Raw genomic sequence first — 14,724 nt, forward strand, 5'->3', positions numbered from 1 at the left:
GCCGCTCAGCTCACCTGCCGGCCGTTGGCCGTGCTGGTGGGCCGGGCGGTGGCCAACACGGCCGCCATGGTGGCGACCCTGCGCAGCGCGATGGCGGTGCGCGGCACGTCCAGCCGTTCAGGACTGGCGACGCTGATCGCGAGGAACGGCAGCTCACCGCCGATGCGCACCGGTATCGCCACGGTGCAACCGCCGCGTCCGGCGTCCTCGGTCACGACCGCCATGTCGCGCGTGCGCACGGTGCGCAGGTCGAGCATCAGCTGTTCCGGCCTGACACCGGCCGCGGCGGCGACCTCGTCGACGCGCTCGCGGAGATCCGGCCTGAACGCCAGCAGGGCGCGTCCGGTGGCGGTGTTCGCGGCTTGGCGCAGCGACGGCTGGCGTTGCACGTACCCGGCCAGTTCGTGGCGGTAGAGCAGTTCGACGTAGCGGACCTGCGTGCCGTTGAGGACGTCCAGGGCGACCATGCCGCGAGTGCGGTTCTGCAGGTCGACCAGGAGCGGGTTGAAGATCCGGCGCAGTCGTTCGGCCTTGGCCCGGTCGCTGTGCCGGGTCATGTCGTGGAGGTGGTCGCCGAGCACGAAACCACCCTCGGAAGGAGCCACGAGGTTGAGGTCGGTCAGCACGCCGAGCACGCGGTGGACCGACGACTTGGGCCGGCCACACCGCCTGGCCAGGTCGGAGAGCGACATCGCGCCCTCGGCTCCAGCCAACTCCTCGATCAACGCGAGCGCCTTGCGCAGAGGACCACCCGGCGCGTTGCGGGCTTCTGAAAGCGACTCCACCGGCACGACTCCTGGGGATGTGGCTGGATCGAGCGGGATCAGTTGGCCTGCTTCAGGTCGTCCAGCACAGCCGCGCTCGGTCGGGCGCAGCGCAGCAGGTCCGAACGCATGGCGCGAACGGCGTACTTGAGGAGGGCGGTGGTGAAGTCGACGTTGATCGTTTCCGCCGGACCCCAGACGCTGATCGCCATGCGGGGCAGGTGGTCTCCGGCCACGAGGGAGGCGGCGACACCGATCACCCCGCTGTACAACTCGCCGTTCGCCACCACGACGGCGTCCGGGTCGCGGGACCGCAGGGCACGGCCGATCGCGGTGCAGTGCGCGGGAAGCATCGTGGGCACTCGTTGCACGAGGCACAGGTGCCGCAGGTCGTACTGCACGTCGACCTGGCGGACGTGCGATCCCGCCAAGATCCCGGTGCTGACGACACCGCCCGTCCTCTCCCGCAGGTCGATGATGTGCGGTGCCAGCGTGGACTTCAGCACCCGATCGACCCGCGCCCGCGCGCTGTCGTCGATCAGGTCGAACAGACAGTCACCGATCTCGTACCCGCTCGACGTGCGCCGGACGAGGCTCGAACCCGTGAGGGCGTCCATCATCCGGTGCAGGGAGGACTTCGGCAGGCCGGACGCGCGCGCCAGTTCTGCGAGTGTCATCGCTCCCGAAGAGGACAACAGCTCGACGAGCTCGAAGGCCTTCTTGACCGGGCGGCCTCGCACGGCCTCCTCGCTGGACAAAGACGTGTCCTCCTGCGGCAAGTGGCTTGTCGGCGCACGGAGCGCCGCTGGCAAAGCCCACTGTCAATCAGGACGAAGTGCCGGGTACTGCGGAGAACCGCAGTACCCGGCGCGACCGGGCGAAGTCACATCCGCAGCACGAAGCCTCCGCGCGCGGACGACAGCTGGGTTCGGCGGCGCACCCGAGCTTGCGGCAGGTGGAACTTGTTCGTGCGCCGGGAAACTTTGAGCTCGTGCGCCATCTCGTGGTTCGAACGCCCTTCGAGCACCTAGATTCGCCGCGCGGTACTCGGGCGGTATCGGGAGCGCGTTGGGTGCCGAGCCGGGCGGCGTCACCTCCACCGGCTCAGCCCGTGGGAAGCTCCGGCGTGAGGCAGGGACTGCGGAGTCCCGCAAAGCCGGAAATGATCGCGGTGAGAACTTGGCTCAACCCTGCCGGTGACCTTGCTCTCACTGTGCGACGGGGGTGCGCGAACGAGTGAACCTGGCGGTACGACTGCGATGTGGATGAAGGATCGGCTGCAAGGGTGGTAGGCCGACGAGGACTTCCTCGGCTGGTTCCCGCATGACGGGCGCCCTGGTCTGTCCGATCGGGCATCAGCGGGCAGCCGGAGATAGCCCTTTCCGGCGGGCTTGAAGACGCCGTGCAGAACAGGTGCTCAAGCGGACTTGAGCACCTGGCACGTAGGTGTAGCAGATTTGCGACATTTTGGTGTCCGAGGGGGACTTGAGTTCCCATCGGAATGTGCCGGAGTCAGTAGGGCCAGCCGGGAACGTTCAAGCTAATGCTGTACAGGCCGAAGTTTCCGGTGTTGCCGCCGGTGGACGCGGTACCCGACGTGATGTAGAGGGTTTTCCGGTCGGGGCCGCCGAAGGCGACGTTGGTCGCGTTGCGGCCGGCGGAGATCGTGCCGAGGAGCTTGCCGGCCGGGGAGTAGACGTAGACCTTCCCGCTGCCGTAGGTGGCCTGGTACAGGTTTCCCGCGCAGTCGACGGTGCCGCCGTCGGTGCCGTCGAGCGAGGCGAAATCGCTGCGCTGCCCGGTGCTCCCGTCCGCGTTGACGGGGTAGCGGTAGATCTTGCCCGTCGCGTTGCCGCCGACGTAGAGGGTCTTGCCGTCAGGGGAGAGCTCGATGCCGTTCGGCTGGCGGATCGTGTCGTCGATCAGGGTGACGACACCGTTGGTGACGCGGAAGACGCCGGTCCTGCCCGACATCTGGTCCGGGCGGTTCGCGCGCTGGAAGTTCGGGTCGGTGAAGTAGGCCGTTCCGTTCGCGGCCACGGTGACATCGTTGGGAGAGTTGAACAGTCGTCCCTGGTAGGTCGCCGCGATCGTCGTCCGCCGCCCGGTGGCCAGGTCGTACGAGGACAGGCTGCGCTGGTCGTGGGTCGCCGCGAGGACGGACGTGCCGTCACGGCTGATCGCCAGACCGTTGCTGCCCGCGTTCTTGACGAAAGTGGTGAACGTGCCCGTCGAGGGGGTGTACCGCAGGATGTCCGAAGGCTGGACGTTCTGCGGGCCGGTGCCGTCGTACATGTTGGACAGCAACAGGGTTTGCGTCGCCGCGTCCCAGGTCGGGCCCTCCAGGAAGTTGAACCCGTCCTTGATCTTGGTCGCGGTCAGGTTCGGTGAGGGCAGCGGAGTGCCGAACGGCCCATCGGGGCACGGTCCTTCGGGTGCCGCGACCGAGGTGCCGGTGACGCTCGCGGAGACCATGCCCAGGATGATCGTGGCCACCGCGATCTTTCGCTGCCGTGCTCGGATGTTCATGCCGGTGACATCCTCGCTTCCGCTTGGAGGACTGTGCCTTGAACTGTGAAGGATGATTTCGGTGTGGTCAAGACGCGACGAAAAGGTTTCTTCCGGCTAAGAGGTGGATCGTCGGAGTGTTTGGGATCGCTAAAGTTCGAGTGACTTTTTAGCTTGTGGGGTGGCTGCGCGCGGGCGCCATCAGGTCCTCGCTTCACGTGCGCTGCGGTTCGACACTCGAATCGAGTGGTGGTTCGACGAATTCGACGAGCGGGGCCATGTGAGAAAGCGATGGACGTGGGGGACGTGTCGAGTGCGAATTGTTCGTGCTCCCGAGAAAGACGCTCGTGCAGGTCAGTAAGCGTTGGTGGGCAGCGGTCGTCATCGGGCTTCTGCGCATGTCCTTCTCGGGAGAAGGATGTCGCGAGGGATACCGTCACCCCCACCGGCACGGCGCGCCGTTCAGGACGAAGGACGCCGGCCGGTCGTTCGCACCGCTCCAGTCCGCCAGGAAGCCGAACGAGCGGGACTCGCCGGGCGGGATCGCCGAGTTCCACGGCGCACCGTGCACCGTCACCACTGCACCGTCCTGGGTGAACGAACCGTTCCAGAGCTGGGTCACACGCTGGCCGTTGGCGTACGACCAGGCGAGGGTCCACGAGTCGAGCGGTGCGGTGGCGGAGTTGGTGACCCGCACCGAGCCGAGGAATCCGCCCTGCCACTGCGCCGTTGTCTCGTAGGTGATTTCGCAGGTGGCAGTGGGGAGAACGGTCCCGATCCGGCTGGGATCGGCCACGGCCCAGAAGGCGTCCTTGGCTCGCAGTCGGGTGTCGAACAGCAGCGGGTGGTCCTTGCGGGTCACCGGGAACGTGTCGAGCCACGTGCTGTCGTCGGCCAGGCCCCAGAACGTCACCGAGCTGATCGCGTGCGCGTACCTGGTGAACACAGCGAACAGGTCGCGGTAGCGCTGTGCCTGTGCCAGCAAGGAAGCGGCGGGCGGGCTCGGGTACGACTGGTTGCTGTCGGTGTAGATCGAGACGTCCATCTCGGTGATCTGCTGGTCCACGCCCAGGGGCAGGAACTTGGTGATCATCGCTTCCGTCTCGGCGGCCGAGGGCCAGTCGACGTTGACGTGCATCTGGTGTCCGACAGAGTCGACGGGAACGCCTTCCGCGCGCAGCTGGGACACGAGGTCGTACAACCGGTCCCGTTTCGCGGGCACATTGGTGTTGTAGTCGTTGATGACCAGCTTGGCGTTCGGTGCGACCTCGTGCGCCACGCGGAACGCCGTGCGGATGTAGTCCAGTCCCGCGATCTCGAACCACTTGTTGCGGCGCAGGCCGTCCGGTTGCGCCTCGTCGACGACCTCGTTCACCACGTCCCACGCCGTGATGTCGTCGCGGTACCGGCCCACCACGGCGCGGATGTGCGTCTCGATGCGGTGCAGCAGCAGCGCTTTGTTCTCCGCGGTGGGTGTCATCTCGGCGCCGGAGGAGTCCTTGAAGACCCAGTCAGGAGTCTGCTGGTGCCAGACGAGGGTGTGACCGCGGATCGCCTTCCCCCGCGCCTTGGCCCAGTCGACGAGCGTGTCCGCGTCCGTGAACCGGAACGCGCCCTCGGCGGGTTCGGTCGCGTCCCACTTCAGCTGGCTGCCCGGCGTGATCGAGCTGAAGTGCCGGTCGAGCAGCCTGCCGTGCTCCCCGTACAGCAGGGCGGGCTCGGCGGCAACCCCGAAGTGCCGGAACGGCACCACGTCCCGCAACGCGGGGATGTCGGTCTGGATCGGGGGAAGCGGTGTGTACGACAGGACGAAGTCGTCGAGGTGGAACGACGCCGCAGGACTGGAGCTCTCCACGTAGGTGGTGAGGAAGTCGGCATCGGACGCCAGCGTGTAGCCACCGGTGAGGTTGACCCAGCCGTCGGCGGTGACGAGCGTGTCGCCGACGACCCCTTCGTAGGACGTGACGCCGTCAGCATGGCGTTCGACGGACATCCGAAGCCGCGCGGGCTCCTCACCGCCCGCGAGCCGCACCCACACCGACAGGCTGTACCGCACGCCCTTCTCGACGTCGTCGAGCAGGGCGAGTACTGGCCCTTCCCAGGATTGAGTCCGGCCCGAGACGAGGAGGCTCCGGGCACCTCCGTGTGCGACGGCCGAGCTCACCGCGGTGGTCTCTCCCCCGCGCGAGGTCCAGCCCTGCGATGTGTCGTCCTCGAACGTGCTGGACACCACCGTCACCGGCGTGTCGGCGGCGAGCGCGGCGGGACCGTGCGTCAGCAGCCCTGCCACGATCGAGGTGACCAGCAGACCGGCCAGAACTCTCCTCATCGAGAATCCTCCAGGTTCTGGGAGCGCTCCCAGAACCATAAGGCGACCTGCTCCTGGCACCCAGGCACCATTCGGCCCAAACGCGGCACTCCGCTGCCAGAGGGTCAGCGCGCGTCCAGCTCGCTCGCGAACACCCGCGGGTCAACAACCGGAGGAGGTCATCGCGGAGTCAGTGGACTCCCGCCACACCGTCGGTCCGTCGACGCGCCGGCGCTGGAGCCGAGCAGCACCAGGCACTTCTCTCTCAGCAGCCCGGCCTGCGTCTGCACGCCGGTCAGCCTGACCCTGGTGGCCTTGATCGCGGTCAGAGGTAGTCCCAGCAGGGAGATCCGGACATCTTCGCCGCGCGGGAGACCCGATCTCCGCAGCTGTGCCGCCCATAAGGTCATCGCCTCTCTGAGGCGCGAGGTTGTACCGACTGCGAGCATGCATGGGTGATTGGTTCGCTGTTGTACCAGGCGTTGTGCAAATTGCTTTCTGTTCCGGCTGTGTTAGTTCGCAGTAAAGCGACCAAGGGCGCGGAGCTTCTTGTTCTGTGGCACGAGAAACGTTGTGCTTCGTCGGCAGTTGGCCCGACCGGTTCATTACGAGCTCGCGGACCGTTTCTGGTTAGCCACGCTGATGAGATTGATACGTCGCTCCAGCTGGCAGGAGGTCTTCCCGGTTACCCCTAACACGCGAGACCATCTGCGTCAGGCGCTACGTGAGTACGAGCGGCACTACAACGAGCACCGAACCCACCGATCACTTGCCGCCGTAGCGCCCTTGCGAGCGCGGTCGCAGGCTCTTGAACCCGACCAGATCGGACGCCCTGCGGGGTACTTCAACGGGACTGTCTCGGCGGAGCCTCCGCGTGTATCGGCATGCCGCTTGACCTGCGCAAACATAGTTTCGGCACGCGCAGGGCCGCGGCGAGAGCCGAACTCGACGGCTTGCCCGCACCGAACCTGGCGACTGCCGCAGAGCTACAGGCCGCGGTGGACTCCCTCGCAAAGGTGACCGTGATCATCAACGAAGGGCAGCCGGAGAAGCTGGCGAGACTCTACGAGGAACTTGGGAGCGGGCTGAGGTACGACAAAGCAAAAGAGGCCGTCTATGCGACGACCTCTTCGCGTGTGCTTAGCGTACGTGTCCGAGGGGGACTTGAGTCCCCGCAAGTAGCGAGCTTGCGCAATTCGTGTGTTCATACGCTATTGGATAGCTCGAATTTGGTATAGAGGGCCAGTCGGCACTGATCAATCTTTCGTCGCTGAGTCGTATCGACTTGGAGCAAGAACTTCGCGGCGACCTGTTGCACCACGCGCTGGTGTGGAATCAGGCCCATATGCGGCAGGCGCTGCGTGAGTACGACCGCCACCGCAACGAGCACCGCACCCACCGATCGCTGGTGCGGCATCTTTGCGGGTCCGGCCTCAGCCTGTCAAAGCCAATCAGATCGAACGCTTCACCGTAGACGGACATGATCTTGGCTGAGTCTTCTTCCAAGTATCGTCATGTCTTGACCTGCATGGACGTAGTTTTCGGCACGCACAGCCGGTGGCGCGGGTGTGCGCGCTGACGTACTTCTGCATGGTCACCGACGTCCACCCCACTCCAGCCGGGCACGAGGCCATCGCCGAGATCGTCCTGGCCGCCGCGAGCTACTGTTTCGGCTGGTTCGCCGCGTACTCCGCTCGGTTCCACAGCGCGAAGTAGAGGACGTCGGTCCACCAGCTGAGGCCGATCGGGTTCTCGGTCCTGTCGTCACGCGTGTTGTCGAAGTCGTCGGTCAGCACGAGCCCGTGGAACGCGTCCAGCGGCGGCGCCGACCGCTCGGCCGCCGCTGCGGCGAGCACGGCCCCGGCCGCCGCCGCGTCGTCGGGCAGCGCGTCGATGGCCGCGCCCGCCGCCCGGCACAGGTCGAGGTGGCCCTCGATGAGCGCCCGCAGCTCGTCCTCGCCGCTCTCGATCATGGTGTCGAGCTCGATGGTCTCGAGCAGGACGTACCGGTCGCGGTGCGCGTCGAGGAACCGCTCCGCCTCGGCGAGCCCGGCGTGCAGGCCTTCGGCGTCGCTCACGGCGCGCACGGCGGCGGCGAACTTCGTCAGCCGCGCGAACCCGGCGTCGAACTCACCGCTGATCGCGTACAGCGTGGTCCTGCTCTCCGGGGGCTCGCCGTCGAACCCGTCGGCGATCAGGGACGCGCACAGCCGGGGATCGCCGGACAGGAGCACCAGGAATGAGAACGGGATGGCGTAGGGCCATTCCGACAACCCGGAGACCGTCTCCGGCCGATCCTCATAGGACTCCGGCCGGTTGCTGGTGCTGTACAGGTACGAACGGTTCGCCATGACCGGATCCTATGACGGGCCTGCGGCGGGGCTAGGCCTGGCCGAGGCAGATGGTCCGTTTCGGTTGCGGGTAGACGCGGGCGTTCTCCGCTTCCCCCGCCCCGCAGGAGTTGGCCCTTGAGACTGATGAGGCCGCGTATTCAACTGTCGCGAGTTCTCAGCGGTTGTCGCGGTGAGTGATCGCCGGGTGCTCCGTCCGGTCGTGAGTGTTCAAACAGGACTCAACCGCTTACGTGATCCGTTCGAAGATGGCGGCCATGCCCTGGCTACCACCGATGCACATGGTCTCGAGGCCGTAGCGTGTCTGGCGGCGGTGCAGTTCGCGCGCGAGGGTGCCGAGCATGCGTACGCCGGTGGCGCCGACCGGGTGGTCCGCTTCCGCAAGGCCAGTCCGGACCGCGTGATCCGGCCGCGTAATCCGGCGCACCCGAACATCGTGGAGATCGAGGACTTCACGGCTGCTCAGCTCCTGCGGAAATCAAAGGGCAGCCTGCGGATCGCGCGGAAGGCAGAGCGGTCCGAACGGGCGGTGAAGCACCGCTATCTGTTTCGCGGCCGGATTCGGTGTGACATCTGCGGGCGGAAGATGGAGCGCAGCCCACGTAAGAAAGCCATGTACTACCGGTGCCCGGCACGCACCCTCGCTCCGAGATCTCCGGTGCTCGCGTCGCATCCCGGAGCGGTCTATTTGCGGGAGGACCTTCTTCAGGACGCCATCAACGGCTGGCTCGGGCACCTGTTCGACCGGAAGAACCGGGACCGGACCGTCGCCGCGTTGATGGACTCACAAGAACCGGTGATCGAGGTCAGTCGCGATGCCGCGAAGAGGAGGCTCGCTGACGCGGAAGCCAAGCTGACGAGGTTCCAGAACGCCATCATGGCCGGCGTCGATCCAGCTGCGTTGGTCGAGGCGATCAACGACGCGCAGGCGAGAGGCTGGCGGCACGGGCTGCCTTGGACAACGTCCCGGCACCGGTGGAGCGGGACGTCGCCGAGATCTATGCGGCGATCGACTCGATCGGAGACGTCAGCGCGGCGCTGAGGGGCCACGCCCCGACGAGGCTGGAGGAGCTGTACGAGGCGATAGACCTGCAGGTCCGTTACAAGCAAAACCCCCACGAAGCTGATGTCTCCATCAACCCCGTGGGGGTGAATAGTGCTGGTGTCCGAGGACGATCTTGCTCGCTAACTACACGTCTCATCTAGGCTGCCGTGCCGCAGCCAGGAGTCCTAGCCGTCCGGTGAGGCGGTCGCTAGGGACGGGCCGTAGGGACGGCCAGACCGATCTCTACCTGCACGTATAGCTTAAAGTCTCGGGTGGGACGGGACGGCCTTACCCGTCCCACCTGGGCTTTAGATGTCGACATCGGCCTCACCGGATGTCGAACCTGGATGGGACGGGAGGCTCACCGGGCATCGAAGAGATCACAGAGAACCCGTGCTACGCGAGATGGCGGAGTACTACAACCATGTTGACAATTTCCCCGTTCCGCGGGCGCTACGGCACCATGAAAGCGCGACTACGTGATCGTTAAGATTGGGTCAGCGAACGGCGAAAAAGATCACCGCTGCGGGCCAGCAGCGCTTTTCAGTGACATGCCTTTAAGCAACTTATGAAGCGAGTCCTTTGCTTGGAAGGTAGATGTCTGCAGGCCTCATCAACTTGTAGTACTCAATGGGGTTGACGTGAATTCGCTCCAGTTGGCCGCTGGCGCGCCGAATCCAGTGAGCTCCCTGAAAGTCTGTGAAGGCGATTTCCATCCCTGGTCTTAGTTGCATTCCGCCGGTAACCAAATCAATCGGGACATGCCACTCGCCGTCTGGTAGTAGGCTGAGCTCCCTCCGGTGAGTGTGGAAGAAATGCTCAGGCAGCTCTTCGCCCTTATTCCAGGCAGCGCCCTGCACCGCAACCGAGGTAACAATAACCGAATGAACAGGCTGGCCAGATCTGTTGACTAGGTTTGCCCCGTGCTCACCAGGCCATGTCGAGATCAACACGGCCTGCGCGCGTTCCTCTAGCCGCTGCCGATATAGCGACTCTTCGCGCATGTAACCTACTTGCTCACTCATGGATTCGAGTTGTTTCGCGAAAGCCTGCTGCTGTTGGTCGATTTGATCGCGCAGCAGGTCAATCTGGGTCTTGAGTGCGCCTTCTTGCACCTTGAAGTTCTTCACCTGCCTTCGCCAAGCTAGCCATGCGATAGTTGCAGCTATCGTGGCGGCGAAGAATGCAAGGTATGTCGGAACATCACCTGCCTCGATGGGACTGAAAGTCACCCAGTTTGCCTTGGTTTCAGATATTGAAGAATGTGCAATCAATGAGGCATCTCCTGCGGCCAGTGCCTGCGGGTCGACATCAAACCTTACTTAGAGGACACTCGAAGGTGAGGTTTGGCTTGTCAGTCGATTCTGTCAACAGCTTCTTCTACATCACGATCTCTGGATGATGGCCTGAAATTTGTCACCTCTACCTCGACTCCCTCCCAATCTCGTACGAGATACACCTCGTATCCGCCTTCTGATCGCTCTACGGTCTCAGACATGTGGTGGATTGCGAATCCTCGATGAGGCCGTGCATGTAAGGTCGCGTTCCTCCAGTCTCGTCCAACCTTTCGCCGCTTGAGTAATCCCTGGGTGTCTCGATGCCATTCTCGACCTTGGCTATCTACGAAAGTTGTCTGAACTAATGCGTCATTCGGCAGAGCTGTTACGTCGCATCCGTCTACCCCAAAAAGTCGCGCATAACGGGCAGAACTTGCTGGAATAATATCAACGTGAGCGGCGAATCTCTTTTGGCGTGCAGGAACGTAGACAGAACTGACTACCGAATAGTAAGGATGAGCCGATGTGTTGGCCACCTTGATTACAAACTGAAAATCCAGAACCGAATTGCGTTGATCTTCGTCGCCTGTCTGATCTAGTCTGTATGTGGAGACCTTGCAACGCACGATATGCGCAGAGGCGTGTAAACCTGCCGCATCTCGCCGCGATTGGTCTTCACGATTCTTTTTTAACGCTGTGGCGGCGACAATTGCTCCGGCGCTTCCGGCTAGAGCGGAAACGCTGCTGGCGATTGCGGGAAGATGCGTTACGAAGTTCACGGTGGAATTGTAGTGGAAGCTCTAGTAAGGATAGAAGCATGTACACCGATGGTGTCAGCGGGTGCCACGCACGCCTGTGCCAGGTCCTTAAGTCCTGTTGAGGCAACCGACGGGAGCAGCCTCGCCGACACTCCCTACTAGATGCGCACGATAGTGGTATGCGGATCTGGCTCGCGTAAGGGCCGTTTGGAGTGCTACTACACATGAACCGCCATCCCTGACGTCCCTCCACAAGGGGTCACGAGAGTCGCTAGTATCCGCGCTCCGGCGCCGGCGGAGGCCGACTGGGGACACGAGAGGACATGTCAACATGGGACAGCTGGGTGGACGTCTTGATGCCGTGACAACGATACGGATCGTTGGTGTGCTGTGACTGCGTCTGCGTGGGCGACCATTGCGGCTTTCACTGCCGCCGCGTTCTCCGTCATAAATGCGGTCATTACGGCACGTGCCAACAGAGATATTCAGCGAACGCAATGGCGGCGTACGGTTGAGCTCGAAGCCGTAGCTGAAATGTTGAAGAACATCGATCCTTTTCTTGATCAATGTTCTCGGCTCGCCCATATTGCGGACGAGGGGACGAAAACCGCGACTAGTGATCAAACCAGCCGGGGCATGGATCAGATATACGCGACACTCATTGATATCAAGAGCGAACTTGAACGTCGCATGTCTGAGATTGAACTTATTGCTAGCGATGGCGTCGTTCAAGCAGCACAACATCTTATGAATAGTTTTGAAGGTATTCAGCACCACGTGCGGCCAGCTGGGCCATATGAAAATAAGACAGACAACTATCACAATGAGCGTAAAACTGTTCTTGCCGCGCGGCAGCTACTCGTTGATGTCATAAGGATTGAGTTGGGGGCTGATCGTAAGGGAGAACGAAGGCTCAAGCGGTCTTTTGTGAAGATTGTCGAGTTCGGGAACAAGTGCATCTATCGGATCAGACATTCACGCCGGCATCATCGTCCATAACGGGTTGAGAGAACGACCCACGACAATTGCGAGTTGGTAACGATCTTGCAGATCTCAGTAACGTTGGCATGGTTTGGCGGGACACACGAAGTAGCACTGGGCAGCATCACTTGCTAGATAATGTGAGGCCAATTCGATGACAGAGCGACCGCCAAATCCGGACTGCAACCTGCTCTGGGCGCGGTCTGGGCTCGTCTGTGCTTATCCTGACTGTGATCAAAAATTGGTCGTATGGGACAAGTACAAATGGGTGACTATTGGGGAAATTGCTCACATTTATGGTAGTGCGGGCGCGCCCGGTTCGGCTCGTCATGATCCGAGTCTTCCCGCAGAATACACCGATTCATATAAGAACTGTCTAATCCTGTGCAGGCGTCATCATAGGATGATTGATGATGCATGGAAAAATTATCCACCTAGTCTTCTCTTTAAGTGGAAGGAGAAGCACGAGAGCAGATACCTGGGATTTTCGGCAGCCGTCGATCTGTCTGTCTCATACTCTCACCTTCCACCTAGGGCACATCGGTACGTCAGCCGCGCGGATGTGCAACAAGAAATATTGCAGCGTCTTCAGGATAGATCGAAGGTTGTGATATCTGGAGTGTCGGGCTGCGGGAAGACCCAGGAGGCGCTGTCATTCTTTCAAGATTCGATGACGTATACCTTCCGATGGTGGATTAGGGCGCATGATGAGGTCACGACGCTTACCGATTTGGCGGCAATTGGAGCTTACGTTGGTCTCGCTCAAGACGATGGCGAAACGATCGAGGGGTACGTGCGCCGAGTTCTCATTCGCCTGGAAGGAGTGTCCGGTTGGCTGATCGTTTTCGATAATGCGCCGGATTCAGTGACGGAAAAGTTCTCTCCTGCTTCTGGTGGCCACCTAGTTTTTACTACTCAAGCTGCTGATTGGTCGTCGACTAAGGTCCTTCTTCGACTTCCAAAACTGACAATAGAGCAAGCGGCGGAGATTCTATCTAATGTGCAAGAAGGCATGCCGACTAACATTGTCGGGGAGATTTATGATGCAACATTGGGTCATCCGTTAGCTATAGATCAAGCTGCAAGCTATATCGCTCGCACTGGTATGCCTGTCGATAAGTATGTGTCATTGTTGCGATCGAGAAGGTCGGAGCTGCTCGAACGGAACTCATCTGGCGTCGATTCGTTCAGCTCTCTGCTGCGAGCCACCACGGCAAGGCTTGATAGCCGCGCTTTCAACCTGCTGAAGACGTTGGCCTTTGTCTCGTCGACTCCGATCCCATTGATCTCGCCGCCCGATGACGCGCCATTCAAATCATATGTGCCGTTTGATGCCCTCGCTATCGAGGACTGCATCGCCTCATTGCGTTCTTTCTCGCTGCTTGAGCGCGATGGGGATTTCGTTTCAGTGCATGAACTTGTTCAGGATGTCGTTCGCTCATCGCTTGAAGGGGACGACCGTGCTCAGAGTCTGATGTCTGCGACCTTGCTACTGACAGAACAGCTTCCAGAGCGAACGACAGATGTGGCTGAGTGGCAGCTAGTTGAGCTTCTTATTCCTCACTGCGTAATGGTCGCAAAGCACCTGTCGAATGAAAAAGGGTTCCATCCCGCAGGCGCTGCTCATTTCTACATCAAGATGGCGCCCTATTTGTCCCAAAAGGGACAGCGCGTTGAGGCGGAAGCAATGTTGAGGAGCGCCCTCAGCTCGCTTGTAGGCTATAGCGATACTGCAGCTGAATCAGCTAGGGCCAGCGTTATGCATAACTTGGCGCGCGCTATTTCGAATCTCGATGGAGGAGACGAAGCTGCTTCTCTGTATGAGGGGAGCTTGGCAATAAAGCTAAAGGTGTTTGGCCCCAATCACATCATGACCGCCATTGGATATGGCGGTCTAGGATCATTGCGGGAACTGCAAAGGAGGTATGGAGAAGCTGAGGAACTGTATGAAAAATCGAGGGTAATTTACGAAAGGGAGGGCGATCACCGCCGACTTATTGAATCGATCGCTGACCTATCTCGCGTTCGATATAAGGCAGGAGATCTCTCCAGTGCGTTGGCGTTTGCTGAGGGTGCTGTTAGTAAGGCCACTGGTGATCGAGACTGGAATGAGGCAGTTGAGGCCTATTTGATACTCGCGACGATACACCGAAATTCCGGGAATCCGGTTCAGGCTGCAAAGGTTCTACGCGTTGGGCAGAAAATCGGTCAGGAGAGTGAGCTTGTATCCCCAAACCTTGCACGAACGTTATTTATGCGTGGAGAGGTCTTGGCGGATCTTGGTGTGACTGATACTGCGGCAGCGCTCCTAAGCGAGGGTCTAGACATGATGGAGCGACTTGTGTCCGAACCGACAGCTGAGCTTGCTGCCTGGAAGATTAACTATGGCTTGTTCCTTCTTGGTGAGGGCACGCCGGTTGTTGTAGTGCGGGATCTTTTTGCGGAGGCGAGAGAACATGCGTCTGACATATCAGTGAAGGAGGTTCAGCTTGAGAAGTCCGCGAGGGAGTTGCAGGCGTACTGTGAAGCTTTGATGGGAAACGAGAAGGAATCTTTCAGGCTGTTGGACGACGGTGACCCAACTCCTGCTCACGAGCGCTTCCTTACTCAATTTGGTTTCGATTTTCGACGTGAAGGAAATCGGTTGATTATGTTTCGACGTGTTCGTCCGCCGGCGTAGTATGCGGATGTACGCTGCTATATCGGTTCTATCGAGCGGAGGTCGTCAGCTA

The 14,724-nt window shown here is 61.4% G+C and carries 10 protein-coding genes and 1 pseudogene; 3 read left to right on the plus strand and 8 right to left on the minus strand.

Translation table 11 applies throughout. The annotated features are described in order from the left end of the window. Positions 1-5: 5 nt before the first annotated feature. From ACZ7CD_RS08150 to ACZ7CD_RS08175, 6 genes and pseudogenes are all read right to left on the minus strand, one after another. A complete protein-coding gene (locus tag ACZ7CD_RS08150; RefSeq protein ID WP_470378607.1) occupies positions 6-785 on the minus strand; it encodes an IclR family transcriptional regulator in 780 nt (259 codons plus the stop codon). Between the two features lie 38 nt (positions 786-823). Continuing rightward, on the minus strand, positions 824-1,522 hold the full coding sequence (locus ACZ7CD_RS08155; RefSeq protein WP_360383480.1) for a helix-turn-helix domain-containing protein: 699 nt from the start codon (positions 1,520-1,522) through the stop codon (positions 824-826). A gap of 754 nt (positions 1,523-2,276) precedes the next feature. Continuing rightward, a complete protein-coding gene (locus ACZ7CD_RS08160; protein ID WP_470378608.1) occupies positions 2,277-3,293 on the minus strand; it encodes an SMP-30/gluconolactonase/LRE family protein in 1,017 nt (338 codons plus the stop codon). Positions 3,294-3,708: 415 nt separating this feature from the next. Then, a complete protein-coding gene (locus ACZ7CD_RS08165) occupies positions 3,709-5,601 on the minus strand; it encodes an endo-1,4-beta-xylanase (RefSeq protein ID WP_470378609.1) in 1,893 nt (630 codons plus the stop codon). A gap of 1,640 nt (positions 5,602-7,241) precedes the next feature. Continuing rightward, entirely contained in the window at positions 7,242-7,931 is a 690-nt protein-coding gene (locus ACZ7CD_RS08170; RefSeq protein WP_360383472.1) for a DUF7822 domain-containing protein, read from the minus strand. Positions 7,932-8,160: 229 nt separating this feature from the next. Further along, a pseudogene (locus tag ACZ7CD_RS08175) lies at positions 8,161-8,301 on the minus strand (acetyl-CoA C-acyltransferase); the annotation flags it as partial. A 216-nt stretch (positions 8,302-8,517) separates the two neighbouring features. Between ACZ7CD_RS08175 and ACZ7CD_RS08180 the strand changes: the two are divergent. Then, entirely contained in the window at positions 8,518-8,973 is a 456-nt protein-coding gene (locus ACZ7CD_RS08180; protein ID WP_470378725.1) for a hypothetical protein, read from the plus strand. A gap of 569 nt (positions 8,974-9,542) precedes the next feature. Here the strand turns inward: ACZ7CD_RS08180 and ACZ7CD_RS08185 are convergent. Both ACZ7CD_RS08185 and ACZ7CD_RS08190 read right to left on the minus strand, forming a co-directional pair. After that, a complete protein-coding gene (locus ACZ7CD_RS08185; RefSeq protein WP_470378610.1) occupies positions 9,543-10,106 on the minus strand; it encodes a hypothetical protein in 564 nt (187 codons plus the stop codon). A 224-nt stretch (positions 10,107-10,330) separates the two neighbouring features. After that, positions 10,331-11,032, minus strand: coding sequence for a hypothetical protein (locus tag ACZ7CD_RS08190; RefSeq protein WP_470378611.1), 702 nt, complete (start codon positions 11,030-11,032; stop codon positions 10,331-10,333). Between the two features lie 369 nt (positions 11,033-11,401). Here ACZ7CD_RS08190 and ACZ7CD_RS08195 point away from each other — a divergent pair, with 369 nt between their 5' ends. Both ACZ7CD_RS08195 and ACZ7CD_RS08200 read left to right on the plus strand, forming a co-directional pair. Then, complete coding sequence (locus tag ACZ7CD_RS08195; RefSeq protein WP_470378612.1) at positions 11,402-12,010, plus strand: hypothetical protein; 609 nt, start codon at positions 11,402-11,404, stop codon at positions 12,008-12,010. Positions 12,011-12,395: 385 nt separating this feature from the next. After that, entirely contained in the window at positions 12,396-14,672 is a 2,277-nt protein-coding gene (locus ACZ7CD_RS08200) for a tetratricopeptide repeat protein (protein WP_470378613.1), read from the plus strand. The last annotated feature ends 52 nt before the right edge of the window (positions 14,673-14,724 follow it).

It is taken from the genome of Lentzea sp. NPDC036949 (assembly GCF_055608075.1).

What these genes read in the sequence shown, in the direction of transcription:
- ACZ7CD_RS08160 (WP_470378608.1), bottom strand. Translation starts at nt 3,293, where the DNA reads ATGAACATCCGAGCACGGCAGCGAAAGATCGCGGTGGCCACGATCATC.
- ACZ7CD_RS08165 (WP_470378609.1), bottom strand. Translation starts at nt 5,601, where the DNA reads ATGAGGAGAGTTCTGGCCGGTCTGCTGGTCACCTCGATCGTGGCAGGG.
- ACZ7CD_RS08170 (WP_360383472.1), bottom strand. Translation starts at nt 7,931, where the DNA reads ATGGCGAACCGTTCGTACCTGTACAGCACCAGCAACCGGCCGGAGTCC.
- ACZ7CD_RS08180 (WP_470378725.1), top strand. Translation starts at nt 8,518, where the DNA reads ATGGAGCGCAGCCCACGTAAGAAAGCCATGTACTACCGGTGCCCGGCA.
- ACZ7CD_RS08200 (WP_470378613.1), top strand. Translation starts at nt 12,396, where the DNA reads ATGATTGATGATGCATGGAAAAATTATCCACCTAGTCTTCTCTTTAAG.